This window comes from Embleya australiensis, from assembly GCF_051903075.1.
In the GTDB taxonomy this organism is placed as follows: domain Bacteria; phylum Actinomycetota; class Actinomycetes; order Streptomycetales; family Streptomycetaceae; genus Embleya.
This window is the reverse complement of sequence record NZ_CP182422.1, coordinates 6,797,374-6,823,438: the sequence shown is the minus strand read 5'-3', so window position 1 is coordinate 6,823,438 and position 26,065 is coordinate 6,797,374. Positions and strand designations below refer to the sequence as shown.

Below are 26,065 nucleotides of genomic sequence, written 5' to 3'. Positions count from 1 at the left end.
AGGTCTGCAAGTCCTAAGCCAGGTCCGCCCAGGTCCCGCCCACCATGACCGCCGTGACGGCGGTGAGTGCCCCGATGTGCCTGACGGGGTCGCCCTCGCACAGCAGCAGGTCGGCGTCGTGGCCCGCGCGGAGGCGGCCCTTGCGGGTGCCGAGGCCCACCGCGTCGGCGGCGAGGGAGGTGGCGGACGCGAGGGCGTCGGTCGCCGTGACGCCGCCGGAGACCAGGTCGGCGACAGCCGCCGGCAGGCTTCCGTGCGGCTTGGCGGCGCTGATTCCCGAGTCCGCTCCGGAGACGATGCGGACCCCGGCGCGGTGGGTGCGGGCCACGTGGGCGAGCCGGACCTCCCGGGTCGCTCCGATGCGCTCCAGCAACTCCCGTGCCGCCGGCGGCGGGAGCGCGTCGGGGTCGGTTCCGAGCGTGGGGCACACGGGGATGCCCCGAGCCGCGAGTCGGTCCAGCAGGTCGTCGGAGATCCGCACGCCCTGCTCGGTCAGGCAGGTCAGGTGCTCGATCCCGTCGGCGTGCGCGGCGAGGGCCTGTTCGACGGCGGGCAGGTTGTGCGCGTGCACCGTCACCGGCAAGCCGGCGGCGTGTGCCTCGTCCACGATCAGGCGCAGCTCCGCCTCGGTGAACTGACAGTGCATCAGATCGGTGCCCGGCGTCATCGTGCCGCCGCTGCCCATCACCTTGACCACGTCCGCCCCGCGCTCGGCCCGCTCGCGCACCGCCGCGCGCAGTTGCTCCGGCCCGCCGGCCTGGGTACCGAATCGCCAACAGTGGCCCCCGGCACTGGTGATCGGCGGCCCCGCGGCCAGGATCGTCGGCACGGCCCGCCCGCCCGGCGCCCGATCGCGCCGGCGCAGCACCGACCAGTCGCGGTCGCCGAGATCACGCACCACGGTCACCCCGACGGCCAGTTCACGCCGGAGCGAGTCCTCGATCACGGCGTCGAGTTCGGTGGCGGAGTACTCGGGCAACCGGTCGAGCGCGCCGTCACGACCGTCGCCGCCGAGGTGGCTGTGCAGGTCGAACAGGCCGGGAAGGATGGTCGCCGTGGGGTGGTCGACCACCTCCCAGCCGTCCGGCACGTGGGCCTCGCCCGGCTCCAGGCCGACGATCCGGCCGTCCGCTACGAAGACCGATACCGGCCCGGGCAGTGCGTGTTCGCCGTCGAAGGCGCGTGCGGCTCGGATCACCAGCATGTCGTTCACGTCCCTTCGGGCCGATCCCTGACACGGCAAACCCTAGGCCCTGTCCGGGACACGGCCGAAGAGACCGGAACACCGACCGGGAGGCACGGGACCGGCCTACCCGTGGGCGTTCTCCGGCAGTGGCAACATCGTCCTCGGGTCCTGGCCCGCGAACCACATGCCGATCACGATCGCCGCGGTCGCCTCCAGGTAGCCCGCCCGGTCCAGGCCGCCGACCGGCAGCGGTACCGATCCGATGTCGGCGACCAGGGTGTGTACCACGGCCAGTGCCGTCGGGTCGTCGCCGCACAGCGGTACGCCGAGGCCGGTGGCGTGCGGGCCCGCCCACACCTCGGCCGCGCCCAGGTGGAACGCCTTGACCACGTGCGCCCGGGGGGCCGCCGCCGCGAGCGCCTCGGCCGCCGCCGGGCCGCCGTCCGTGGTCAACATCAGGCCGCCCGGTCCGGGCACGATCGGGTTCGAGCAGTCGAGGAGGGCCTTGCCGACCAGGCTCGGCGCCAGCGGCGGGACCACCTCCCCGACCGCCGCGTGCCCGACCGCCACCAGCACCGCCTCCCCGTGCCCGGCGGCCTCGGCGAACGTGCCCGCCCGCGCCCCGATCCGCTCGGCGAGCACCCCGGCCCGCTCCGCCGACCGGGCCCCGATCAGCACGTCGTGCCCGGCCCCGACCCACTTGGCCCCCAGCGCCGCCGCCATGTTGCCCGCGCCCAATATTCCGATTCGCATCGCGCTCTCCCCATACGACCTACGACGTGTGCCTTTCCGACTCCACGACGCTAGGCGCGCCGATGCACACCGTTCGGTAAGTGACGGCCGGGTGAGAATGGGTGCCATGACCGAGCACGAAGGCGAGTACGTCGCCGACTGCCGCGCCCGCGTCGCCTTCGACCTGCTCACCAACCGCTGGAACAGCGTGGTCGTCTACGCGCTGGCCGACGGCCCGAGGCGGCCGGGCGCGCTGGCCGCGCGGATCGGCGGGATCAGCGCGAAGGTGCTCACCGAGACGTTGCGCCGGCTCGAATACCACGGCCTGGTCGAGCGCCGTACCTACGCCGAGGCGCCACCGCGCGTCGAGTACGCGCTGACCGACCTCGGCGAATCCCTCCTGGTCCCGTTCCGGGCGCTGGGCGCGTGGTCCCTCGAATACGGCCACCGCGTCCTGGCCGCCCAGGACGCGGCGGAGGCCGCGGCGAACACCGGATAGCACCCGCCGCGGCCCCGACCTCGTCGACGAACACCGGAGGGCACCCCCGCGGCCCCCCGAACCTCACCGACGCAGGCGCGCCGCCGGCACGGTGGTGACCAACACCGTCGCCGCGATCCACAGCGCCGTCACCTCGCCCGCGTGGTGGAAGTCGCCGCCGACCGACAGGTACAGCGTGCCGAACACGGCCACCCCGAGCACCTGGCCGAGCTGGATCATCGTCACCATCAAGCCGGACGCGTCCGACGCCTGCGGCAGCGGCACCCGACGCAGCGCCAACGTCATCACCGGGGCGTACGCCACGCCAAGACCGAAGCTGCCCGCCGCCATCGTGGCCAGCAGTACCGGCAGTGGTTGCCCGGTGCGGAACGTCCACGCGTTGGCCGCGAAGCCGAGCGCGCCGATCGGCATCCCGATCATCGGCAACCGCGGATGCCACGCGGCGGGCAACACCTGCCAGCGCAGCGACACCGTCGCGAACACCAGCGAGGCCGGGATGAAGGTCAACCCCGCCTCCAGCGCCGAGTAGCCCAGGCCGCCCTGGACGTACAGCGCGGTGGAGAACATCAACCCGCCGAACGCCGTCATCGCGAGCAGCAGCGTCACCGCCCCCGGCAGCACCCCGGGCACCCGCAACAACGACGCCGGGATCAGCGGATGCGACGCGCGCCGTTCGACGAATCCGAACAGCACGAACAACACGACGCAGCCGGCCAGGCTCACCCACCCCCAGGTCGGCCAGTCCAACTCGTGCCCCATCACCAGCGGGACGACCAGGGCCAGCAGGGCGGGGGCGAGCAGGGCCAGTCCGGGCAGGTCCAGTCCGCGCGCCGAGGGGATCCCGCCGTCGGGCAGCACCCGCCGCGCAAGCACGTACAGCACGATCCCGACCGGGATGTTGATCAGGAACACCGGCCGCCAGGACAGCCCGAACAGGTCGGCGCTGACCAGGAGTCCGCCGAGCACCTGCCCGGCGACCATGCCGCCGGCGATGGTCGCGGCATAGCGCCCCATCGCCCGGGCCCGGTCGGCCCCGGCGTAGGTCGCCTGGATCAGATTGAGCACCTGGGGCACCATCAGCGCGGCGCCGCCGCCCTGGACGGCGCGGGCCGCGATCAGCGACGTGTCGTCCCAGGCGAGTCCGCACGCCAGCGACGCGGCGGTGAAGACGACCAGGCCGACGCCGAAGACCCGGCGGAAACCGAGCCGTCCGCCGAGCCGGGAGCCGGTGACGATGAGCATCGCGTAGACGATGGTGTAGCCGGAGACGACCAGTTGCAGACCCGCGCCGCTGGTGTCCAGATCGGTACGGATGGTGGGGCCGGCGACGTTGACGACCGACGTGTCGAGCAGGGCCATGAACTGTGCGGTGAGCAACGCCGTCAGCAGGAGCGGATGGGCGCGCCGTGCCGTGGCCGGCGCGGCTGTTGTCGTGGTCATGCAAGGAGCGTGCGGGGGCGGCGATCCTGTTGCCGAGAGCCTGTCGATCCTGGTACCGAGAGCACCTGGCAGCCCGGCGGGAGAGCGGCGAGGATGGCCGCATGAGCACCAACACCGCCAGCCGGCGCACCGAGTTGGGCGCATTCCTGCGCAGTCGGCGCGAGCGCCGCACCCCGGAGGAGGTCGGCCTGCCCCCGGGCCTGCGCCGACGCACGCCGGGGCTGCGCCGCGAGGAGGTGGCGCTGCTCGCCGGGGTGGGGGTGACCTGGTACACCTGGCTCGAACAGGGTCGGCCGATCAACGCGAGCGTCCAGGTGCTGGACGCGGTCGCGCGCACCCTGGGTCTGGACCCGGCCGAGCGCACCCACCTGTACCGCCTCGCGCAGGTGCCCTGGGAGGTCGCGCCGCCGCCGGGGGCGACGCTGCCGGCGGAGATCCAGGAGATCCTGGACACGCTGGTCCCGCATCCGGCGGCGGTGTACAACGCCCGCTACGACGTGTTGGCCTGGAACGGCGCGTACTCCAGGCTGTTTCCGAGCCTGGCCGACATGCCGATCGGGGAGCGCAACGCGATCTGGGCCACGTTCACGTCGCGGGAGACGTGCAATCCGTTCATCGACCGGGCCTTCGAGGAACCGCGCATGGTCGCCGAGTTGCAGACCGCGTTCGCCCGGCACGTCGGTGAGCCGGAGTGGGAGTCGTTCGTCAGCCGACTGACCGACGCCAGCCCGGAGTTCGCCCGATTGTGGGCTCGCCGCGAGGTCAATTCGGGCAGTCGGCACATCAAGCGGCTCCTGCATGTCGCGGTGGGCCGGCTGGATCTCTCGGCCACCCGGTTGCAGTTGAACGTCCCGGAGACCCGGATGATGGTCTACACCCCGGCCGACGACACGACCCGCGCCCGGCTGGCCGAGTTGATGGCGATGCCGGTCACGCCCTGGTGCTGCGACGAATGCCATACGAAGGCCGTGCGGCGGCGCCGCGAAACGCGCCACGGCACGCCGAACGCACCCGGCACGGGCCCGGACCCGATCCCGGAGCCGGCGCGGATGTCGTAGGGGCCGGTCCGCGCGGACGTCAACGGGCAGGCCCGCGCGAATGCCGTGGGGCCGGCCCGGGTGGATGCCGTGGGGACCCCCGCTCAGATGTCGTACGCCACCGTCACCGGCGCGTGATCGGACCAGCGCGCGTCGTAGCTGTCCGCCCGCTCGGTCACCGCCGTGAGCGCCACGTCGGCCAGTTCCGGGGTCGCGACGTGGTAGTCGATCCGCCAGCCGGCGTCGGTGTCGAACGCCTTGCCCCGGTACGACCACCACGAGTACGGCCCGGGGCCCTCGGGGTGGATCCGGCGGACCACGTCGTGCCAGTCGGCCGCGCCGAACAGGTCGGTGAGCCAGGCCCGCTCCTCGGGCAGGAACCCGGACTTCTTGACGTTGCCCTTCCAGTTCTTGATGTCGTGCTCGGTGTGCGCGATGTTCCAGTCCCCGCACACCAGCGACTCGCGCCCGCCGATCGCGGCCGTCGCGCGCATCACCTTCAGGTGCGCGAGCAGGTCGGCCATGAACCGGTTCTTCTCCTCCTGCTTCGGCGTCTCCGCCTCGCCGGTGGGCAGGTACAGGCTGGCCACGGTCACCTTGGGCAGGTCGACCTCGATCCACCGCCCGGACGCGTCGAACTCAGCCGACCCGAAGCCGATCCGGACCGCGCTCGGCCGGATCCGGCTGTACACCGCGACGCCGGCCCGGCCCTTGGCGGTGGCGGGCGCGTAGTAGGCGTACCAGCCCTCGGGGTCGCGGACCTCGTCGCTGAGCTGGTCGGGCGTGGCCCGTACCTCTTGGAGGCACACCACATCGGCCTCGGTGGCGCCCAGCCACTCGGTGAAGCCCTTACCGGCCGCGGCCCGCAGCCCGTTCACGTTGGCGGTGGAGACGGTGATCATCGGTGCAGATTAGCCCGTTTCGACCGGGGGGTGCGGCGGGGGGTAGGCCGGGACCGGCCGTCGGACGCGGCGCGGGGGCGGGGTGGGGTGGGCCCGGCCGGCCGTCGGGCGCGGCGGCCCCCGGTCAGCCGAACAACGTCGCGTGCAGCGGCAGCCAGGCGGCGCCCGGACAGCGGGCGGCGACCTCGACCCGCCCGACCCACTCGGCCGCCCCGCACTCCGAGCCCGACTCCGGGCGGGTGGGCGCGCCCGGGTCCGGCAGCCGCACCGCGTGGAAGGCCTGGAACGCCCGGGCCGGATACCGGTAGCCGGCCGGCGGCGGGTCCGACAGGGTGATCCGCTGGCCGCCGAGCAGCGTCAACCGGTCCGCGTCCAGGCGCAGCCCCGTCTCCTCGGCGAGCTCCCGTGCCGCCGCCAGGGCCGGCGTCTCGCCCGGATCCAGGTGTCCACCCGGCACCTCCCAGCCGCGCCCCGGCCGGTCGACGCGGGTGAGCAACGTACGTCCCAGCGCGTCCACGGCGAACACGAAGCCGGTGGTCACGGTGTAGCCGGCGGGCACCTCGTCGCAGCGCAGCAGTTCCATGCGATGCGCGACGGGGATCCAGCCCACGGTGAGCGATGCCAACACGATCGACGCCATGGGCCCATCCTGGCGGACCGCTTCCCGGCGAGTGCCGGCGGCGTCCTGGTCCGCCCGTACCGAACTCGCGCGAACCGCACCGCAGCTCGGGCGCTGTGGCACGGTGAGGGCATGACGAAGCTCGCCAAGGGAGCGAACGCCCCGCTGTCGACCGGGAATCTGCACGCCACCCTCAGCTGGCGACCGGGTCCGGGCGTGCCGGACGTCGACGTGTCGGCGCTGCTCCTGAACGGCGAACGCCGGGTGGGCGGCGACGCGGACATGGTCTTCTACAACCAGCCGGCCCACCCCTCGGGCGCGGTCGGCCATCGGGGCAAACGGCCCGGCTCCGACACCGTGGCCCTCGACCTGGACCGGGCGCCCGACGACCTGGCAGCGGTGATCCTGGCGGCCTCGGCGGACGGCGGCACGTTCGGCCGGGTGCCGGGCTTGCGGCTGGAGCTGACCGACGCGGCCACCGGCGCCTCGGTGGTCTCGTTCGACATCGACGACGCCACGACGGAGACGGCGTTCGTGTTCGGCGAGGTGTACCGGCGGGCCGGCGGGTGGCGGTTTCGCGCGGTCGGGCAGGGCTACGACTCCGGACTGGCGGGCCTGGCCACGGACTTCGGGATCAGCGTGGCCGCGGAGGAACCTTCGGCGCCCGTGGTCGACCTCAAGAAGCAGCGCCTGATCTCGATGGAGAAGCGGCTCGCCCGCGACGGCCACGACACGCTGCTCTCGCTGACCAAGAAGGCCGCGATCGGTCTGGAGAAGCACGGCCTGGCCGAGCACACCGCGCGCGTCGCGCTGGTTTTGGACATGTCCATCTCGATGGACGAGATGTACGAGAGCGGCCAGGTACAGGCGCTGGCCGAGCGGGTGTTGTCGCTGGCCCTGCGCTTCGACGACGACGGCGAGGTGGACGTGTTCCCGTTCGCGGCCTTCGCCCGGCGGTTCGGCGGCATGGACCTCGACAACTATCGGGGGCGGGTGGCGACCGTGTACGCCGAGGCCGACGTGGGCCCGTGGACCGACTACGGCGAGGCGATGCGCGCGGTGCGGGAGTACTACTTCGGCTCCGGCGAACCACGGTCGACACCGCTGCCCGCGGCCGCGCCGCCCGAGCCGCCGGTGTTCGTGATGTTCGTGACGGACGGCGCGACGAGCGAGGAGGACGCGGCCCGCGAGCACATCCGCTCCTCCGGTTACGAGCCGGTGTTCTGGCAGTTCATGGCGATCGGCGAGCCGGACGAGTTCGAGTTCCTGGCCGAATTGGACGACCTGTCCGGCCGCTTCCTCGACAACACGGCCTATTTCACGGTCGCCGACCTGAACAGCCTGAGCGACGACGAACTCTTCGAGCGACTGGTGGGCCAGTACCCGCAATGGCTCGCCGCGGCCCGGAGCCGGGGCCTTATTCGCCGACCACGGCCGGCGGTGTTGTCCGCCTCGCGTTCGCCCAGGTCAGGGCGTTGTCGTAGGTGTCCCGGCGGACCCCCCTTAGAGGACCTTAGGAGACCTTGGACCGCCTTACGTCGGCTTAGGCCGGCTCGGATCGGCTTAGGCATCCGGGGGGCGACGGATCCCCGGATAGATGCGGCATCCGCCTCATGCCCCGACCCCCACTGGGGCGCGAAGCTGTTACCACGAGCCGGGGAGACCGGGTCGAAACAGCAGAAGGTGGACACAGTGATCGAGTACGAGCTTTACAAGAACCGTCAGCAGGAGCTTCTCGCCGTCGCCGGTCGGGACCGGATGGTCGTGGCGGCCCTGCGCAGCCGGCGCGCCGCCGCCAAGGCCCGTCGGGCCGAGCGGGTGCAGCAGGAGGCGGTACAGAGCGCCGCGGCGATCGAGTCGCTGCGCATGCGTCGGAACCTGCAGCTGCTCACCCGGTGACGGCGGCGATGACCCCCGACCCGCAGGCCGGCCCGACCGCACGATGTCGAATCCGGCCCGAGGAGCGGCACCGTCGCACGACGGCACCGAGAAGCACCCGGCGACCCCGAGTGGACATACGTCCCTCGGGGTCGTTTCACGTGTGCCCCCGATCGCCGAGACCTCCGCCGACGGGCGATCCGGCGAGTCGGGCCGCTCCTCGGCGCGGGCGGATACCGTGTCGGGGTCCATCGCAGTGATCCACGGGAAGGTCCGACCGATGCACGTCGCGCTGTTCACACTCGGGGGCACGATCGCCATGGCGGGCACCGACGGGTCCGCCACCGGCCCGGTGGTGAACCGGCTCACCGGCGCCGACCTGACCGCCGCCGTCCCCGGCCTGACCGAGTCGGGCGTGCGGTTGCACGTAGCGGACGTCCGGGCCGTACCCAGCGCCGACCTGACCTTCGCCCGGATCCTCGACGTGGTCGCCGCCGGATCGCGCGCGGTCGCCGAGGGCGCGGCGGGCATCGTGGTCACCCAGGGCACCGACACCCTGGAGGAGACCGCCTACCTGGTCGACCTCGTGTGGCCGCACCCGGAGCCGTTCGTCCTTACCGGGGCGATGCGCAACCCGACCCTGGCGGGCCCCGACGGGCCGGCCAACCTGCTCGCCGCCGTGCGGGTCGCGGCGGCCGAACCGGCGCGCGGGCTCGGCGCGTTGGTGGTCCTGGGCGACGAGATCCACGCCGCGCGCCGGGTCCGCAAGACGCACAGCAGCAGCACGAGCGCATTCGCCTCGCCCGACACCGGGCCGCTGGGCCGGGTGGTCGAGGAGCGGGTCCGGATCCTGACCGCTCCCCCGCGACACAGCCCGCTGCCGACGCCCTCGGCCGATGCGCTGGCCGAGGCCCGCGTGGCGCTGTACCCGGCCACGTTCGACGACGACGGCGCGCTGCTCGCGGGCCTCCCGGGCAGCCATCGCGGGCTGGTGGTGGCCGGATTCGGCGTCGGCCACGTCTCGTCGGCGCTCGCCCCGACGCTGGGTGCGCTCGCCGAACACATCCCGGTCGTGCTGACCTCGCGCACGGGGGCCGGCCCCGTGCTGCGCCACACCTACGGCGCGATCGGTTCGGAGACCGACCTTCAACGCCGCGGCCTGCTCGACGGCGGCCTGCTCGACCCGTACAAGGCCCGCGTACTGCTGCGCCTGCTCCTCGCATCGGGCGCGGACCACTCGACGATCACGGCGGCCTTCGCCGAGCACGGCTGAGCGGGGCGGGCACGAGGGACGGACGGCCCGTATCGGCCGAGTGCGGCGCCGTCACCCTCCCGCGCCGGCAAGGAAGTGCCTGACGTCGGCCGCCAGCACCGACAACTGCTCCCCCGCCGCCAACACCGTCGTCGCCGAGGCCGTCCACCGGCCGTCGGCGCTCCGCCACGGACGCAGTTCCCAGGTGAGTTCCACCCGGCCCCCCGACCGGAACACCGCCTTGACGGTCAGATCCCGATCGTCCGTACGCCAGGTCCGCTCACCGTCCCACCCCCCGAAGTCCCGGGCGAGGTCGGTCAGAAAGCCGTCGATCTCGGTCGCCTCACCACTCCAACCCACCACCCGCTCCAGGCGGGCGGCCAGCCCCGGCCCACACAACTCGACGGTGTAGTTCACCAGTCGCGACGCCGGGGAGTGCGCGACGGCGACCTCGTCGTCCGGACTGAACGCGTCCCGAAGACATATCCGGGTATCCCGGTCGTCGGCACACCGAACAACCACGTCGCGCGCGGCGCTCGACTCGTTCGGCTCGTTCGTTTCATTCGCCGCGTCGAAGTGGGGATGCATCCGCCGAACCGTAGGGCAGACCACCCGCCCCCGTCATTCCGGTTACCCCGAAGCCCGACCCGGACGGGGACCTTGCCCCCGCGCCGCGTGGGCGCGGCGGTCCCGACCTGCGGACCGCCGCGCCCACGCGGGTCACCGGGGTTGTGCATCACCTGCCGGCGGCGGGCCGGAGGCCGCGGGCAGCGTCAGCGCGACGCGGCGGCGGACCAGGTCCATGTCCAGGATTTCCACCCGCAACACGTCGCCTTCGCGGCGGATGGACTCCGGCGAATCGGCCGCGTTCTCCGGGAGTTCCGCGTTGTGCAGCAGACCCTCGATGCCGTCGGCGATGCGTACGAACGCGCCGAACGGGACCACCTTGGTGACCGTCCCCGACAGGGTCCGGCCTCTGGTGTGGGTTGCCGCGAACTCTTGCCACGGGTCGGGCAGGAGTGCCTTCAGCGACAGGGAGACGCGTTGTCGGTCGAGGTCGACGTCCAGGATTTCGACGCTGAGTTCGTCGCCGACCGAGGCGAGCTCCGAGGGATGGGAAAAGTGCTTCCAGGAGAGTTCGGCGACGCTGATCAAGCCGTCCACTCCGCCGATGTCGACGAAGACGCCGAAGTTCACGATCGCGGAAACGATGCCGGTCCTGATCTCGCCCCGACGCAGACCGCGCAGGACGTGGAGCCGGGCTGCTTCACTGATTTCTTCTCGGTTGTGGCCCGTCATCTACCGGGCTCGCAGGGAATCATCACGTCCGGGACCGTACCCCCAGCAGGCACGATTCGTCCACCGTCGACCGGGGCGGGCCGCGAACTCCCTTGCCCGCCCCGGGACTTGGTTTACTTTTCGACTCAGGTCCGGGCGCGTTCCACGCGGCCCTCGTCCCATACCGGGCCGTCGGTTTCGCGGACTCGGCCGTCTTGGCCGAAGACCATGAAGCGGTCGAACGACGAGGCGAACCAGCGGTCGTGGGTGACGGCCAGGACCGTGCCGTCGAATGCCTCCAAGGCGTCCTGGAGGGCCTCGGCCGAGACCAGGTCCAGGTTGTCCGTCGGCTCGTCGAGCAGCAGCAGGTTGGCACCGGAGAGTTCGAGCAACAGCACCTGGAATCGGGCCTGTTGGCCGCCGGACAGGGTGTCGAACGGCTGCTCCGCGCCATAGGCCAGCTCGTACCGGTCGAGCACCCTGGCCGCGCCCTCCCGGCCCAGGCCGCTGCGATGTTCGTCGCCCCGGCCGAGGATGTCGACCAGGGTCTTGCCCGCGAACTCCGGATGGTCGTGCGTCTGCGCGAACCACCCGGGTCGCACCCGCGCGCCGAGCCGGGCCCGACCCGTGTGTGCGACCGGCGCGATCACCGTGTCGCCGACCGGTTCGTGCTCGGCCTCCGGGTCTGTGCCGCCGGCCGCGAGGAGTCGCAGGAAGTGCGACTTGCCCGAGCCGTTCGAGCCGAGCACCGCCACCCGGTCGCCGTACCAGATCTCCGTGTCGAACGGCTGCATCAGGCCGGTCAGTTCCAGTGCTTCCGCGACCACCGCACGCTTGCCGGTGCGCGATCCGCGCAACCGCATCTTCACGTCCTGCTCGCGCGGGATGTTCTGCGGCGGGCCGATCTCCTCGAACTTGCGCAGTCGGGTCCGGGCCGCCTGCAACCGCGAGGCCAGGCCGTCGTTGTACGCCGCCTTGGTCTTATACATCAGGACCAACGCCTTGAGCTTGGCGTGCTCTTCGTCCCACCTGCGGCCCAACTCCTCGAAGCGCTCGAACCGCGCGCGCCGGGCCTCGTGGTAGGTGGCGAACGAACCCCCGTGGATCCACACCGTGTTGCCCGCCGCGCCGAGTTCGATCGTGACGATGCGGTCGGCCGCGCGGGCGAGCAGTTCGCGGTCGTGCGAGACCAGCAGGACCGACTTCTGGCTGTCCCGCAGCGACTGCTCCAGCCAGCGCTTGCCGGGTACGTCGAGGTAGTTGTCCGGCTCGTCGAGGATCAGCACCTGGTCCGGCCCGCGCAGCAGCGCCTCCAGGGCCAGCCGCTTCTGCTCGCCGCCGGACAGCGTGCGCACCTCGCGCCACTTCGCGATGTCGTAGGTCGTGCCGAGCGCCGCCTGGCAACACTGGTCCCACGCCGGCTCGATGTCGTAGCCGCCGGCGTCCCCGAACTCGGCCAGCGCGCCGGCGTAGCGCATCTGGTGCTTCTCGTCGTCGTGCTCCATCAGCGCGAGTTCGGCGTCGTCGACGGCGCGCATCGCGTCGCGGATCCGCGGCGGGGCCAGCGAGACCAGCAGGTCGCGCACGGTGGACGCGTCCCGGATCCGCCCGACGAACTGCGGCATGATGCCGAGCCCGCCCGTGCGGGCCACCGCGCCGCCGTCCGGTTTCAGCTCACCCGTGATGATCCGCAGCAGCGTGGTCTTGCCCGCGCCGTTCGCGCCGATCAGCGCCACGGTGCTGCCGTCGCCGACCCGGAAGCTCACGTCATCGAGCAGCACACGTCCATCCGGCAAGGTGAATGAGATGGCGTTGACATCGATGTAGCCCATGGCGTGCGCGCGTCCTTCGTCCTGCGGTCGGGGTGGAGCGGTCGGGGGTGAGCGGTCGGAGTGGATCCGGGGTGACATCCCTTACTACCGGCTCGGCGCCGGACGGGCCAATACATTTCGGGCTCCGTCACCACCGTGGCGCCTCTGGGCCGCGCTCCGTACCCGATCGAGCGACCGACCCACCCGCCGACCGGCGCCCGACTCGGGACACCCTTTTCGCATAGTGCGTCTCTTGCTTCGCGCATCGCGTCATGGAACGTTGACGGCCGACCGGTTTCCGGCCGGTCGTCCGCTCCCCCCGTCCAGTCAAGGAGTCGCAGTGGCGCACACGGAAGCGCAGCAGATCGCCCGACAGGTGGCCCTCGGCGAGCGCGGTCCGCTGAGGTTCGGGGTGTTCCTGGCCCCGTTCCATCAGGCGGGACGCAATCCGACCCTGCTGCTCGAACAGGATCTGGCCCTGGTCGAACATCTGGACCGGCTCGGCTACGCCGAGGCGTGGATCGGCGAGCACCACTCGGGCGGCTGGGAGATCGTCGCCTCCCCCGAACTGTTCATCGCGAGCGCCGCGGCCCGAACCCGGCACATCCGCCTCGGCACCGGCGTGGTCTCGCTGCCGTACCACCACCCGCTGCACGTCGCGGACCGCATGGTCCTGCTCGACCACCTCACCCGCGGCCGGGTCATGCTCGGCGTCGGTCCCGGCCAACTCGCCTCCGACGCGCACATGCTCGGCATCGACACCGCGCGCCAGCGGGCCATGATGGAGGAATCCCTCGAAGCGATCGTGGCCCTGCTCGCGGGCCGCGAACCGGTGACCCGGGAGAGCGACTGGTTCACCCTGCGCGACGCCCGGCTGCAACTGCGGCCGTACACCCACCCGTCGTTCGAGATCGCCGTCGCCGCGACCTTCTCGCCCGCCGGACCGCGCACCGCCGGCCGGTTCGGCGCGGGCATGCTGTCGATCGCCGCGAGCCAGGAGGGCGGGTTCGACGCGCTCGGCTCGCACTGGGGCATCGCGAACGAGGTGGCCGCACGCCACGGACGGACCATGGACCGGTCCGCGTGGCGGCTGATGGGCATGATGCACATCGCCGAGACCGAGGAGCAGGCGCGCCGCGAGGTCGCGTACGGCCTCGAAGGCATCCAGAACTACCAGGCCAAGGTGCTGCCGGTCCCGCTCGACGCGGACACCCCGCTCGCGCAGCGCATCGATCGGGGCAACACGACCGGTTCGTTCATCTGCGGCACGCCGGAGATGGCGATTCGCCAGATCGAGCGGTTGTGGCAGAAGTCCGGCGGTTTCGGCACCTACCTGTTCATGGGCGCCGACTTCGCCGACCCGGCGGCGACCAGGCGGTCGTACGAGCTGATCGCGCGCGAGGTGATCCCGTACTTCACCGGCGCGGCACACGGCCCGATCGCGTCGCAGGACTGGCAGGTGGGCCTGTCCGAGACCTGGCGGGACCAGACGGCGCAGGCGGTCGGCGGAGCCGTGAAGGACTACGAGAGCTCGAAGGGGGCCTCGACGTGAGCGGGCGGACGAACGGGGTGGGGCCGGCCGGCGGGGGTCGGATCGAGGGCAGGGTCGCGCTGGTGACCGGCGCCGCGGCGGGTATCGGGCGGGCCGTCGCGCGCCGGTTCGTGGCCGAGGGGGCCGTGGTGGTAGCCGGCGACGTGGACGCGGGCGCACTGGCCACGCTCGCCGAGGAGTTGGGCCCGGAGCGCTGCCGCACCCGGTTGTGCGACGTGACGGTCGAGGACGACGTGGCCGCGCTGGTACGGGCCGCCGTGGACGATTTCGGCGGCCTGGACATCGCGGTGGCCAACGCGGGCGGCGGCACCGCGGCCGAACTGGTCGACCACGACTACGCGGCCTGGCGCCGGGTCGTCGACCTGTGCCTGAACGGCGCGTTCCTGACCGTCAAACACGCCGGCCGCGCGATGCGGGCCCGGCCCGGCGGGGGCGGCTCGATCGTCACCATGGCCTCGCTCAACGCGGTCCAGCCGGGCCGGGGCATGGCCGCGTACTGCGCGGCCAAGGCCGGCGTGGTCGCGCTGACCGAGGTGGCGGCGCTGGAGTTGGGGTCGGCGGGCATCCGGGTGAACGCGGTGGCGCCGGGCCTGATCCGCACGCAGGCCACCGCCGGCATGTGGCATGTCCCGGGCGTGGTCGAGGAGTACGTGGCCAACGCCCCGCTGGGCCGCTTCGCCGAACCGGAGGAGGTGGCCGCCGTGGTGCTGTTCCTGGCCTCCGACGAGGCGGGCTTCGTCTCGGGCAGCACGTACGGGGTGGACGGCGGCGCCCGGACCCGCCGCTACCCGGACCTGATCGCGGCACTGGAGCGGCTGCCGGGGACGTGAGCCGGGGTGGGGGCGGGCCGGGGCCCGGCGAAGGCCGAGCGAGCGCCGACCGGGAGCCGATCGGGCGCCGATCGAGGACGGGCCGCGAGCCGATCGAGGACCGGCCGGGGACCGTTCCGACCGGCGCGCACCCTCCCCGCCACATCCGTGATCAAGCGGCTGATCAGGGATGAAACGGATCCCGGGGGTTCCCGTTCCGGTTGCTGACGCAGCGTCAAGTTTCTGTTCGGTAATGGCGCTATCGCCTCCGAATGGTCGTCCGCGCGATCGGTTGGCAGCCTGGTCCGGCCGGGTTCGACCTCTTCGATCCGAGGCGGTTTTCCGGCCTCGAACCCGGGCAACCAAAGGGCACCGAACGGGAGCGGGAGGGGACCTGACACCCCCGATGCGCGACGGCGCACCCCCCACCCCGTGGGTATGAAGGGCGCCGGCGGCCGGGTCCACTCCCCCGTGCCCGGCCGTCGGCCGCCGGCTCTCCACCAAGCGCCCCACGCGGCGTCAGGGCCCCGGCGATTCGGCCCGCGTGGCGATCGGCACACGACCGGTCACCGGCACCGTCCGGGAGCACGCCGCACCGCGCCGACGATGCACGGCGGCAAGCACCGCGACCCCCAGACCGAACAGCACCAGGATCCCCACACTCCCGCGGAAGGCGATCTCCCACCGGGAGTCCGCTCGTTCGTCGCCGAGCAGGGCGAAGAAGACCGAGGTCGCGAGCGCACCGCCGAGCACGCCGCCCATCTCCTGCGCCGTACCGATCACCCCGGACGCGGCGGCCACCCGCCCCGGACCGACCCCCGCGAGCACCGCCGAGGTCAACGGCGCCAGCACCAGGCCCATCCCGGCGCCGGCGCCCAGCAGGCCCATCGGCAACACCGCGACCGTCCCCGTCGCCGACGCGCACCCGGCGACCCCGACCCCCGTCGCCAGCAACAGCGCCCCGGCGGTCGGCAGTCGATCACCGAACCGGCCGTACCACCGCCCGGTCCCGGCCGCCGCGCCCAGAAAGCCGACGTTGATCGACGCGGCCACCGCGCCGGACACCAACGGCCCGTATCCACACCCGAGTTGCAGGTACAACGGCAGGATCGTGGACAACCCCGCCGAGGTCCCGAACAACAACCCGAGCGCGGCCACCCCCACCGGAAAACCCCGCTCCCGAAACACCGTCGGGTCCACCGACGGCCGCCGCCCCGCCCGCACCCGCCCACGCTGCTGCCGCACAAGAACCGCCGTCGCCCCGATCGCCCCCACGATCCACGGCAGTTGCCGCGACACGGACTCCCCGTCGGCACCGCCGCGCAGCAACGCCCAGGCGGCGCAGCCCAGTCCCACCGCGATCAGCGCCGCCCCCACAGGATCGAGCGCCCCTCGGCTCCGGACGGTCGGCCCCGGCGCCGGAACCGAGCGCGGCGTCAGCACCAGCGCCGCCACCCCGAGCGGCACATTGACCAGGAAGCAGGCCCGCCACCCGAGTCCGACCGGATCGGCGGCGATCAGCAGCCCGCCCACCACCTGACCGCTCACCCCCGCCAGCCCGACCGTCGCCCCATATCGCCCGAACGCCCGCGCCCGTTCGGCGCCCATCGGATACAACGCCCCGATCAGCACCAGCACCTGAGGCGCCATCAGCGCCGCCGCCCCGCCCTGCGCGATCCGGCAGCCGACCAGCCCCGCCGCGTCCGCGGCCAGCCCGCAACCCGCGGAGGCGGCCGTGAACAGGGCCACGCCGACCAGGAACACCCGCCGCTGACCGTAGAGTTCGCCCAGTCGCGCGGCGGTGATCAGCCCGGCGGCATAGGCCAGCCCGTACCCGGCGACGATCATCCGCAGTGCGCCGGCCCCCGCGTCGAGGTCACGTTCGATCGCGGGCAGCGCCGCGTTGACGACGAAGAAGTCGAGCGTGGTGACGAGTACCGCGCTCAACAGCACCGGCAGCGCCCACCGCGAACGCCCCGGCGCAGGCGGATGAGGGTTCCCCGGGGCGGGGACGACGGTCGACACGAGAGAGCTCCACTTTCGACGTGCACACACGGCACGGGCGGCACCGGCTGCATGGGCGGTAGGACGACGGCGATTCCGCGACGGAACCGCGCACCCCGATGCAACCGCTCCGCGCGACCCCGCGCCGGCGCATATCGGCCATCACGTTGCCCGCCCGGGCCGGCCCGGCCCGACCGCCCTCAGTGCACGTCGATCCCCCGGAGATGCCGCATGTCGTTGTAGCGGATCCCCCGCAGCCGCCCGTCCCGGGCCCGCCAGCGGGAAATGGACGCGTTGCCCACCGGGTCGGTGCGTACCAACCGGTCGACGTCGGTCTCGGTCAGCCCCTCCAGGACATAACGCAGCATCAGGACGGTCGAGTCGTGTCCCACGATCAGCACATGCGCGCCCGGCGCCTCGTGCCGGAGGTCGGTCAGCAGCGTACGCAGCCGCAGCGCGACATCGGCCAACGATTCGCCGCCGGGCGGACGGTAGTACAGGTCGCCGACCCGCCGCCGCCGCTCGGCCTCGTCCGGGTAGAGCCGTTCGATGGCGTCGGCCGTACGCAGCTCCAGCACGCCCATCTCCCGGTCGCGCAACCGCTCGTCGCGTCGGGGCGGGGGCAACAGCAGGCCCACTCGGGCGGCTTCGCGGGCGATGATCCGCATCGTCGAACGGGCCCGGCGATACGGCGAGACCAGGACCACGTCCGGGGTCTCCCCCCTGAGCGCGAGCCGCCGCCCGACCGCGCCGGCCTGGTCCTCGCCGCGCGCGCTGAGCGCGATGTCGGCGTCGCGCCCGACCACCGACGGGTCGCACTCGCCGTCCCCGTCCGGCTCCTCCGCCTCCCACCCGCCCGCCGTCGGATCCGCCGCGACGCCGGCGGACCGGGCGGCGGCGGAGCGAGCGGCGGAGCGGGCCGCCGCCGCGGCAAAGGCGGCGTTCGCCGTGCTTTCGCCGTGACGTACGGCGACGATCTCGGCCGGCCCGAAGGGCGCGGTGTCCGATGAGCCGACCACGGTGCCCCCAAAGCCTTGTCCCTCTCATCGTTCTCACCCCCGGAGCGGCCCCGAAACGCGCCGGCCCGTCAAACGGCACACCGCGGCGCCGATCACCGCCCACGTCTCCCGCGCCCCGTCCGGCCCGAGCACACACCCGGCCTGGTCATCCCACGGGACACCGCCCGACTTATGTGATCATCAATCCGGGTGTCCGGATAATCTGACCCCATGATCGAACCCCGCGTCGCCCTCGTCACCTGCGCCGAGCTGCCCGATCTCGACCCGGACGACCGTCTGCTCATCGCCCCACTGGCCGCGCACGGCATCGGCGCCGAGGGCGCCGTGTGGAGCGACCCGACGGTGGACTGGGACGCGTACGACCTCGTGGTGCTGCGCTCGGTGTGGGACTACCCGCCGCACCACAAGGCGTTCATCGAGTGGGCCGCGAGCGTGCCGCGCCTGGCCAACCCGGCGGCGGTCGTGACCTGGAACACCGACAAGACCTACCTGCGCGACCTCGCCCGGGCCGGCCTGCCCGTGGTGGAGACGATGTGGCTGGAACCCGACTCGACCGTCACGCTGCCCACCTCCGGGGTGCACGTGGTCAAGCCGGCGATAAGCGCCGGGTCGCGCGACACCGAGCGGTACGACCTGGCCTCCCCCGAGGAACGCGCGCTCGCCGCCGGGCACGCCACCGCCCTGCTCGCCGACGGCCGCACCGTCATGGTCCAGCCGTATCTGGCGGCCGTCGACACCGTCGGTGAGACCGCCCTCGTCTACTTCGACGGCGTCTTCAGCCACGCCGTCCGCAAGGGCCCCATCCTCGACGGCACCGGCGGCGAGTTGATCGACGGCCTGTACAAGGCTGAGACGATCGAGCCGCGCGAGCCCTCCGCCGCCGAACTCGCGGTCGGGGCCCGGGTCCTGACCGAGATCCCGATCTCCCCGCTGCTCTACGCGCGCGTCGACCTGGTCCCGGCCGCCGACGGCACGCCGACCCTGCTCGAACTGGAGCTGACCGAGCCGTCCCTCTTCCTGTCCCACGCCGAAGGCGCCCCCGACCGCCTGGCCGCCGCGATCGTGGCCGCCCTGCACACATACGCATAACCGCGCGCCGACCGCACGTACCGCGGTCGGCGCGTGCCACGGGCCCGGCCACGCCGGTCGGGCCCGCCGAAAATCCGTCGCCGCCCGCCCCCGACCTGCGTAGCGTCGGGACCGGCGGTCGAGGTCACCGCCCGAACCCGACGCACGCGGCGACGGAAAGGCGACGTGATGGATCGGCAGACGCCGCAGGAGCGCAAACGCCTGAGCTACCTGAAGGATCGGCGCAACAGTTACGGCGAGAACGACAAGAGCAGTCGGCGCAACATCCGCCGCAACAAGGCGGCGGTCCGCAGCGCCAACCGCCGCCACGAACACCTGGTGCTCGCCGCCCTGGCCGGCGCGCGCGACGCCGGCGGAGCCGAGGCCGTCGCGGATCGCCTGTACGTCAAGCGCCCCAAGCGGTGGCGCAAGTGGCCGGACCAACCGCTCGCCGAGGCCGTCGAGTACGTCCTCGAACGCCGCGTCCGGCTCGGCATCGACGACGACGGCCGGGCCCGTCGCCGGATCCACCGCATCCACCGCCGCCTCAACCGCCCGAGCTGACCGGACCCGACCGCACACCCGCGCCGGCCGTCCCCCGGCCTGTCGCAACCGGTACGCCCGCGTCGATCGAGGGACGATGGGGCCATGAAGCGCGACATTTCCCTCGAATGGGACAGTGACCCGGGTGCCGACCTCCGGGCCGCGACCGAGGTGTACGCCGCCGCCGGACTCCCGGCGCCGACGGCACCCGCCGACGCCACCGCCCCCGGCGATGCCGGCGATCCCGGCGACCGCATCGGCACGGTGCGCGCGCGCCGTGGCGGGCGGCTGCTCGGCTGGGTGAGCCTGTACGGGAACGGCGAGGCGGGTGTCACCGCCCAGGGTGAGCGCGCCGACCGGCTCGCCCGGCGGCTGGTCCACGGCTCCTACCGCGCGGATCCCGGCGCGACCGCCGAGGAGCGGGCCGCATTCGTATCGATGTACCGCCGAGCCGCCCGGCGGGCCCGCGCCGGCGGCGCGTCGATGCTGCACTGGAGCGGTACCGACACCGGCCCGGAAGGCGACGCCGCCCGCGCCCTCGGCGCCCGTGCCACCGGCGAGATCGCCCGGATCTGGACCGTGGACCCGCGCGGCTGGTGGGCCCCGGGCGGCCTGCCCGCGATCCGCGCCCGCACCCTCCCGCCGCCGCTCGTGGGGCTGATCGGCGAGGGCGCCGAACTCACCGTCGACGTCGCCGACGACCTGGCGTACCTCAACGCCGGCGAGGCGATCACCGCCCCCGGCGTCGCCCCCGACATCCTCGGCGCGCTGGTGGCCGCGCTCGTGGACCTGCTGCGCCGGGAGCGGCCCGACGTCCGCGAGTTGGCCGTGTTCGAATTCGACGGCGACACCGAGGGCGCCGTCCGCCTGGCCCTACCCCTCGCCGGCCTGCGCATCGCACACCGCGTGGTGGACTTCGAACTCCCGCTCACCCAGCCGCCCGACGACCCGACGTCCTGACCACCCGGCGATCGCACCGCGCCCCGCCGGCGCCTTCGCCGTCACGTGCGACTGTACGTCGCCACCGATGTCCCCCCGGCAAGCACCGTCCCACCCGTGCGGGTGAACGCGTGCGCCCCGAACACGCCCGACATCATGGGTATCCCGCTGCCGATCAGAACCGGATAGGTCTTGATCACCAGCTCGTCGATCTCGTCGATCAGACTGCCCGCCAGACGCCCCCCACCGGCCAGCCAGATGCCCTTGCCGGTCGGTTCGGCCTTCAACTCGCGCACCTTGGCGACCGGATCGCCGGCGATCAGGGTCACCGCGGGGTCGAGGGTCTCGGTGATCGTCTCGGTGACCACATAGGTCCGGAGATGGGCGTACGGATTGGGAAGGCCCTCCCGAATACCGGGCTCGTAGGTGCCCCGACCCATCACGACCGTGTCGAAGTGCCGGAACTCCGTGTCCGGAGCGACCCCCACGTGCGGGGCGAGGTGCGTCGGCAACGTCTCCGGATACTCGGCGACCAGGTGTGCCACCACGTCCTCGCCGACCGGGAAGAAGTCGTAGCCGCCGTCCTTGTCGGCGATGAAGCCGTCGATGGTGGTGGCGATGAAGTAGGTGAGCTTTCGCATGCGGTCTCTTTCCGTGGTGCGTTCCGAGCCGGATGACGGCGCGGCAAGATGACTACAGTTATAGTACTTCAGCTGTAGTGGTTCAAGCTTCGATCCGGGAGGATTTCCTCACCAGGGGCGCGAGTCCGGACCCGGCAGCGGGCGCAGTCCCGGCCAGGACGCCAGCAGCCGGCCGCGCAACTCCCGTGCCAGCAGCCCCAGTTCGTGCAACGGCTCGGTCGCGGTGTCGGCCACCACGCCGAGCCGGTGCACCAGTCGCTCGCGGGCCGAGATGTAGCCCCATTCGAAGTCCTGCACCGGCACCCGGTCCAGGTGGTCCACGCTGTCCCGGTGCGCCCGCTCGACCAGCGCGTCGCCCCGGATCAGCCAGCCCGCGCAGGCGTCGGCGACGGACGCCTCCGGGTCGAGGTCGCGGCCGGTGTGCGCCCGCCAGGTCGCCGCGTAGACCGCCTCCACCTCGGCCGCCTGCGGTCCGGGCAGCGACATCGCGCACCAGCACGTGGGGAACCCGATGCGCAGATAGGCCAATTCGACCAGCCCGTCGCCCAGCGCGGCCTGCTCGAAGTCGACGAACCGCACACCGTCGACGGTCCGCAGGTCGTTGCCCGGACACGGATCGCCGTGCAACAGCGCATACCGCCCGGTCGGGTCGAGCCGGGTCAGCAGGGCGGCCAACTCGGCGGCCACGCCCGCCGGGATCGGTGCGTCCAGCGTCGCGGCCAACCGCAGGAACGACTCGGCGTCGGCGGCGGTCGGCGCCCGCCAGGCCGGCAGCGCGTCCGCGTCCGCCGGCCCGGTGAGCGCATGCAGCCGGGCCAACGCCTCGGCGTAGCCGGGCAGCCAGTCGTCGGTCCGCCCGAGGTCGTCCAGATACTCCAGCACCATGACGCACGCGTCGGGATCGGTGGCCAGCACCCGAGGCCCGACCGGCCCCCGCTCGGCCAGCCGCAACCCGGCCACCTCGCGGGCGAAGCGCGCCGACGCGCCGTCCCGATTGTCGCCTCCGTCGGTGATCCGCTTGACGATCGCCCGCTCGCCGCCGAACTCCACCCGCCACACCCGCGAACGCGGGCTGCTGTCCAGCAACTTCACCCGCTTCGGCGCACCCAGGCTCGTCCGCAATTCGTCACCGATCGGCACCCTGAATCTCATGGGTCACACACCTACCCAGGCAACACCCCTCACGCAACCCGACCCGACGACCGCCGGGCCGACCTCAGGGATAGTCGAAGAACCGGATCCACCAGGTCGGCGCGTCCTCGACCGTGTAGTGGTCGGCGAGCCGGCTCGCCCCGTCGTACGTGGTCCGCAGCAGGTCCTCCGGCACGACGGTGTAGCCGAGGTCGTCGAGCGCGGCGGCGACCCGTTCCGTCTCCTCCGGCGCCACGTACGCCGGTGCCGCTCCGACGGGGTGGTCGTCCGGCGCGTCGACCCCGATCACCGCCAAATCGCCGAAGTTGCTCACCACCACGGTGATCCGCCCGATCCCGGACAGCGCGCTCGCGGGCACCACGATCGCCCCGTGCCGACTCGCCGCACCCGCCTCGCCCTCGACCGGGCACCGACAGTCGAAGTCCGCGTCCAGGCGCGCCACGAGCCGGTCGAACCGCTCGCGCGCGGCGTCGGGGTCGTAGTCCGCCGGGGCGGTCAGGTGGTCCGGGTCGTCCAGGGCACGCAACAGCGCCCAGGCGTGCTCGTCGTCCAGTGTCATCCTCAGCCGATCCGTATCCGATGCGCGGCGCCTGCCCGTACCCGACTCCCGGACCACGCACACCCGCGCACACCCGCGCACACTTGGGCCCACCCGACCGCTCGGCCGCCGCCCATACCCACCCGGAGCCGCCGGTGCGATGATCTTTCTTCGCAGCGGTATACACCCCGCCCGAACCGGTTCGCGAGCGCCCCGCCCGGGGCGGGCCGGACTCGTCCGGCACGCTGTGGATCCGTGCACCTCGTCCGATCCCCGATCTGGTGGTGAATCCGGCATGACCGCCCTGGACCCGGCCATACCCGAGTCGGCCCGCCCCGAGTCGGCCGATCCCGTGTCCGCCGACCCCGAGCGGGTCGACCGCTCGGACCTGCAGCGGCGGACCGTCCGTACCCTGATCGCCGCGCAGGTCGTCGGCGGCGTGGGCATGGGTTCGGCGCTGACCGTCGGCGGACTGCTGGCCGAGGACCTGTCCGGGTCCAAGAGCTGGTCCGGCGTGGCCACCACCGCGATCACTTTGGGCGCGGCGTTGTTCGCGCTGCCGATGTCGCGCGCCGCGACCCGGTACGGACGTCGCGTCGCGCTCACCGCCGGCTGGGCGGTCGCGGCGGTCGCGGCCGGCGGGGTGATCCTGGCGGCGGTGCTCGGGTGGTTCCCGCTGCTGATCGTCGCGCTGCTCGTATTCGGCGCGGGGACCGCCGCCAACCTCCAGTCGCGCTACGCGGCGACCGACCTCGCCGACGACGCCGGCCGGGCCCGGGCGTTGTCGGTCGTGGTCTGGTCGACCACCGTCGGCGCGGTCCTGGGGCCCAACCTGAACGAGCCGGGCGCGGTGGTCGGCCGCGCCCTGGACCTGCCGGAGCTGGCCGGTCCGTTCCTGTTCTCGATCGTCTCGTTCGCCGGCGCCGGGATCATCCTGTGGGTGGCGCTGCGCCCGGACCCGCTGCTCGTCGCGCGCGCCGACCTGGGCGACCGGGTGCCGCCCCGGGCCGGTCTGCGCGGGGCGTTCGCGGTGATCCGCCGGGCGCCGCGCGCGCTGCTCGGCCTGGCGACGGTGGCGTTCGGGCACGTGGTGATGGTGTCGGTGATGGCGATGACACCCGTACACATGAAGGACCACGGCACCGCGTTGACCCTGGTCGGGCTGACGATCAGCCTGCATATCGCCGGAATGTACGCATTGTCCCCCGTCGTCGGCTGGGCGGCGGACCGGTTCGGCCGGATCCCGGTGATCGTGGGCGGCCAGTTCGTGCTGCTGCTCGCGGTGTTCACGGCCGGTACCTCGGGCCATTCCACGTGGCGCACCATGGTCGGCCTGATCCTGCTCGGCCTCGGCTGGTCGTGCTGCCTGGTGGCGGGCTCGGCGCTGCTGGCCGAGTCGGTGCCGGCGGGTGAGCGGCCGGGCGTACAGGGCGTGTCGGACCTGCTGATGAACCTGGCCGGCGCGGCGGGTGGCGCGGTCTCCGGATCGGTCCTGGGCATGGCCGGCTACGGCGGCCTCAACCTGGTCGCGGGCCTGCTCACCGCGCCGGTGCTGTGCATGGCGGCCGGCTTCGCGCTCGGTCGCGGTCGCCGCCGAACCGCCTGAGCCCGCCCACGCCGCCGCCCACCGGCGCTCTTCCCGGCCCGTCGCCGCCCGCCGTCGTTCCGCCCCCCGGATGGCCCGTCCCGCTCGTGGCCTCCGCCGCTCGGCCATATGTTTGGACAAAATGTGCCAAATGGTCGCGGGTTTCCTGCCCGGGCCTTCCCGGAAGGGGCAGCCATGGTGCAGCGGGTGGTGGTCGTCGGAGCAGGGTTCGCGGGGTTCGAGACGGTGCGCAGGTTGGAGCGGTCCCTCGGTCCCCGCGAGGCCGAGATCGTGCTGATCAGTCCGATGGACTACATGGTGTACCGCCCGCTGCTGCCGCAGGTCGCGGCCGGGGTGTTGTCCTCGCGTACCACGGCGGTGCCGCTGCACCGGATGTTCGACCGCACGCACGTGCTCCCCGGCGGCGTGATCGGCGTGGACCTGGCCGCGAAGGTCTGCGTGGTGCGCAAGATCTCCGGCGACGTCGGCAACGAGCACTACGACAAGCTGGTCCTGGCCCCGGGCAGCGTCACCCGTACCTTCGACATCCCCGGCCTGACCACCTACGGCCACGGCATGAAGAACCTGGCCGAGGCGGTGTATCTGCGCGACCACGTGATCGCCCAGCTGGAGATCGCCAACTCCAGCACCGATCCGGCCGAGCGCGCCTCGCGCTGCCAGTTCATCGTGGTCGGCGGTGGCTACGCGGGTGTGGAGACCGCCGCGTGCCTGGAGATGTTGACCACCAAGGCGCTGCGGCACTTCCCGCGCCTGGACCCCGCACAGGTGCGCTGGATGATCGTCGACATCGCCCCGCGCCTGCTGCCCGAACTCGGCGAGAACCTGGGCAAGGCCACCCTGCAGATGCTGGCCAAGCGCGGCGTGGACGTGCGGCTCGGGGTCAGCGTGCAGGAGATCACCGAGGACTCGGTCACCCTGACGACGGGTGAGAAGTTGCCGTGCCGCACGCTGGTCTGGACGGCGGGTGTCACCGCGAGCCCGCTGGTCGGCACGCTGGGCACCGAGCTGGTGCGCGGCCGGCTGGCGGTCGCCGCCGATCTGGCCGTGCCCGGGTATCCGGACGTGTTCGCGCTCGGCGACGCCGCGGCCGTTCCGGACCTGGCCAAGGGGGACGGCGCGATCTGCCCGCCCACCGCGCAGTACGCGCACCGCCAGGCCAAGATCGCCGCGGCCAATGTGGTCGCCGCGCTGCGCGGCCAACCGCTGAGCGCGTTCCGGCACAAGGACCTGGGTCTGGTCGTCGACCTCGGCGGCACCCAGGCGGTGGCCCGGCCGCTCGGCTACGAGATGCGCGGCCTGCCCGCGCAGGCGATCACGCGCGGCTACCACCTGCTGACGGTACCGTCGATCCGGGCCCGCACCCGGGTGTTGTCCAACTGGATCCAGCACGCCTTCGCCGGCGACGACCTGGTCCGGCTCGGCTTCATGTCCGACCAGGACGGCCGGATGGGCAACCTGGAGAAGACCGACGCGTACCTGTCCGGCGACGAGATCACCGCGCGCACCGGCTCGCGCGCCGCGCACCCGTAGGCGGGGCCGGGGCGCCCGCCGTGCGCCCCG

General features: G+C 72.8%; 24 protein-coding genes. 11 read left to right on the top strand and 13 right to left on the bottom strand.

All coding sequences use genetic code 11. The features are described 5' to 3' along the window. Positions 1-13: 13 nt before the first annotated feature. On the bottom strand, positions 14-1,204 hold the full coding sequence (locus ACMXN5_RS29470; RefSeq protein ID WP_439678114.1) for an amidohydrolase family protein: 1,191 nt from the start codon (positions 1,202-1,204) through the stop codon (positions 14-16). Between the two features lie 105 nt (positions 1,205-1,309). After that, on the bottom strand, positions 1,310-1,939 hold the full coding sequence (locus ACMXN5_RS29465; protein ID WP_439677790.1) for an NADPH-dependent F420 reductase: 630 nt from the start codon (positions 1,937-1,939) through the stop codon (positions 1,310-1,312). A 106-nt stretch (positions 1,940-2,045) separates the two neighbouring features. Between ACMXN5_RS29465 and ACMXN5_RS29460 the strand changes: the two genes are divergently transcribed. Next, positions 2,046-2,417, top strand: a complete 372-nt coding sequence (locus tag ACMXN5_RS29460; RefSeq protein WP_439677789.1) for a winged helix-turn-helix transcriptional regulator — start codon at positions 2,046-2,048, stop codon at positions 2,415-2,417. Positions 2,418-2,480: 63 nt separating this feature from the next. On the opposite strand, the gene ACMXN5_RS29455 is transcribed toward ACMXN5_RS29460, so the two are convergent. Then, positions 2,481-3,857: an MFS transporter gene (locus tag ACMXN5_RS29455; protein ID WP_439677788.1), complete on the bottom strand. Its 1,377-nt coding sequence runs from the start codon at positions 3,855-3,857 to the stop codon at positions 2,481-2,483. A 101-nt stretch (positions 3,858-3,958) separates the two neighbouring features. On the opposite strand from ACMXN5_RS29455, the gene ACMXN5_RS29450 reads away from it, so the two are divergent. Continuing rightward, positions 3,959-4,915, top strand: coding sequence for a helix-turn-helix transcriptional regulator (locus tag ACMXN5_RS29450; protein WP_439677787.1), 957 nt, complete (start codon positions 3,959-3,961; stop codon positions 4,913-4,915). A gap of 83 nt (positions 4,916-4,998) precedes the next feature. Here ACMXN5_RS29450 and ACMXN5_RS29445 read toward each other — a convergent pair whose 3' ends face one another. Both ACMXN5_RS29445 and ACMXN5_RS29440 read right to left on the bottom strand, forming a co-directional pair. Then, positions 4,999-5,796, bottom strand: coding sequence for an exodeoxyribonuclease III (locus tag ACMXN5_RS29445; RefSeq protein ID WP_380028773.1), 798 nt, complete (start codon positions 5,794-5,796; stop codon positions 4,999-5,001). Between the two features lie 124 nt (positions 5,797-5,920). Next, positions 5,921-6,436 (bottom strand): NUDIX domain-containing protein, encoded by a 516-nt coding sequence (locus ACMXN5_RS29440; protein ID WP_439677786.1) that lies wholly within the window; start codon positions 6,434-6,436, stop codon positions 5,921-5,923. A gap of 111 nt (positions 6,437-6,547) precedes the next feature. Between ACMXN5_RS29440 and ACMXN5_RS29435 the strand changes: the two genes are divergently transcribed. Beyond that, positions 6,548-8,314: a VWA domain-containing protein gene (locus ACMXN5_RS29435; protein WP_439677785.1), complete on the top strand. Its 1,767-nt coding sequence runs from the start codon at positions 6,548-6,550 to the stop codon at positions 8,312-8,314. 259 nt (positions 8,315-8,573) lie between these two features. Continuing rightward, the gene (locus ACMXN5_RS29430) at positions 8,574-9,566 is read left to right on the top strand and encodes an asparaginase (RefSeq protein ID WP_439677784.1); all 993 of its coding nucleotides are present in this window, start codon (positions 8,574-8,576) and stop codon (positions 9,564-9,566) included. A gap of 51 nt (positions 9,567-9,617) precedes the next feature. Here ACMXN5_RS29430 and ACMXN5_RS29425 read toward each other — a convergent pair whose 3' ends face one another. From ACMXN5_RS29425 to ACMXN5_RS29415, 3 genes are all read right to left on the bottom strand, one after another. After that, positions 9,618-10,133, bottom strand: coding sequence for a DUF6228 family protein (locus tag ACMXN5_RS29425; RefSeq protein ID WP_439677783.1), 516 nt, complete (start codon positions 10,131-10,133; stop codon positions 9,618-9,620). A 132-nt stretch (positions 10,134-10,265) separates the two neighbouring features. Then, positions 10,266-10,844 (bottom strand): S1 RNA-binding domain-containing protein, encoded by a 579-nt coding sequence (locus tag ACMXN5_RS29420; RefSeq protein WP_439677782.1) that lies wholly within the window; start codon positions 10,842-10,844, stop codon positions 10,266-10,268. 125 nt (positions 10,845-10,969) lie between these two features. After that, on the bottom strand, positions 10,970-12,655 hold the full coding sequence (locus tag ACMXN5_RS29415; protein WP_439677781.1) for an ABC-F family ATP-binding cassette domain-containing protein: 1,686 nt from the start codon (positions 12,653-12,655) through the stop codon (positions 10,970-10,972). A 319-nt stretch (positions 12,656-12,974) separates the two neighbouring features. Between ACMXN5_RS29415 and ACMXN5_RS29410 the strand changes: the two genes are divergently transcribed. Then, the gene (locus tag ACMXN5_RS29410) at positions 12,975-14,186 is read left to right on the top strand and encodes an LLM class flavin-dependent oxidoreductase (protein ID WP_439677780.1); all 1,212 of its coding nucleotides are present in this window, start codon (positions 12,975-12,977) and stop codon (positions 14,184-14,186) included. Further along, entirely contained in the window at positions 14,183-15,016 is an 834-nt protein-coding gene (locus ACMXN5_RS29405; RefSeq protein ID WP_439677779.1) for an SDR family NAD(P)-dependent oxidoreductase, read from the top strand. Before ACMXN5_RS29410 ends, ACMXN5_RS29405 begins: the two co-directional genes overlap by 4 nt. Positions 15,017-15,514: 498 nt before the next feature. Here ACMXN5_RS29405 and ACMXN5_RS29400 read toward each other — a convergent pair whose 3' ends face one another. Then, the gene (locus ACMXN5_RS29400; RefSeq protein WP_439677778.1) at positions 15,515-17,020 is read right to left on the bottom strand and encodes an MFS transporter; all 1,506 of its coding nucleotides are present in this window, start codon (positions 17,018-17,020) and stop codon (positions 15,515-15,517) included. A gap of 179 nt (positions 17,021-17,199) precedes the next feature. After that, entirely contained in the window at positions 17,200-18,018 is an 819-nt protein-coding gene (locus tag ACMXN5_RS29395; RefSeq protein ID WP_439677777.1) for a histidine phosphatase family protein, read from the bottom strand. 210 nt (positions 18,019-18,228) lie between these two features. On the opposite strand from ACMXN5_RS29395, the gene ACMXN5_RS29390 reads away from it, so the two are divergent. The 3 genes from ACMXN5_RS29390 to ACMXN5_RS29380 all read left to right on the top strand — a co-directional run bounded on the left by ACMXN5_RS29390 (position 18,229) and on the right by ACMXN5_RS29380 (position 20,589). Beyond that, a complete protein-coding gene (locus ACMXN5_RS29390; RefSeq protein ID WP_439677776.1) occupies positions 18,229-19,107 on the top strand; it encodes an ATP-grasp domain-containing protein in 879 nt (292 codons plus the stop codon). Positions 19,108-19,275: 168 nt separating this feature from the next. Next, a complete protein-coding gene (locus ACMXN5_RS29385; protein ID WP_439677775.1) occupies positions 19,276-19,650 on the top strand; it encodes a hypothetical protein in 375 nt (124 codons plus the stop codon). 84 nt (positions 19,651-19,734) lie between these two features. Continuing rightward, on the top strand, positions 19,735-20,589 hold the full coding sequence (locus ACMXN5_RS29380; protein ID WP_439677774.1) for a hypothetical protein: 855 nt from the start codon (positions 19,735-19,737) through the stop codon (positions 20,587-20,589). Positions 20,590-20,630: 41 nt separating this feature from the next. On the opposite strand, the gene ACMXN5_RS29375 is transcribed toward ACMXN5_RS29380, so the two are convergent. The 3 genes from ACMXN5_RS29375 to ACMXN5_RS29365 form a co-directional block, all read right to left on the bottom strand. Further along, the gene (locus tag ACMXN5_RS29375; RefSeq protein WP_439677773.1) at positions 20,631-21,209 is read right to left on the bottom strand and encodes a dihydrofolate reductase family protein; all 579 of its coding nucleotides are present in this window, start codon (positions 21,207-21,209) and stop codon (positions 20,631-20,633) included. Positions 21,210-21,317: 108 nt separating this feature from the next. After that, on the bottom strand, positions 21,318-22,361 hold the full coding sequence (locus tag ACMXN5_RS29370) for a phosphotransferase (RefSeq protein ID WP_439677772.1): 1,044 nt from the start codon (positions 22,359-22,361) through the stop codon (positions 21,318-21,320). Positions 22,362-22,425: 64 nt separating this feature from the next. Then, positions 22,426-22,920, bottom strand: coding sequence for a hypothetical protein (locus tag ACMXN5_RS29365; protein WP_439677771.1), 495 nt, complete (start codon positions 22,918-22,920; stop codon positions 22,426-22,428). A 274-nt stretch (positions 22,921-23,194) separates the two neighbouring features. Between ACMXN5_RS29365 and ACMXN5_RS29360 the strand changes: the two genes are divergently transcribed. Beyond that, a complete protein-coding gene (locus ACMXN5_RS29360) occupies positions 23,195-24,505 on the top strand; it encodes an MFS transporter (protein ID WP_439677770.1) in 1,311 nt (436 codons plus the stop codon). A gap of 174 nt (positions 24,506-24,679) precedes the next feature. Further along, a complete protein-coding gene (locus ACMXN5_RS29355) occupies positions 24,680-26,035 on the top strand; it encodes an NAD(P)/FAD-dependent oxidoreductase (RefSeq protein WP_439677769.1) in 1,356 nt (451 codons plus the stop codon). The last annotated feature ends 30 nt before the right edge of the window (positions 26,036-26,065 follow it).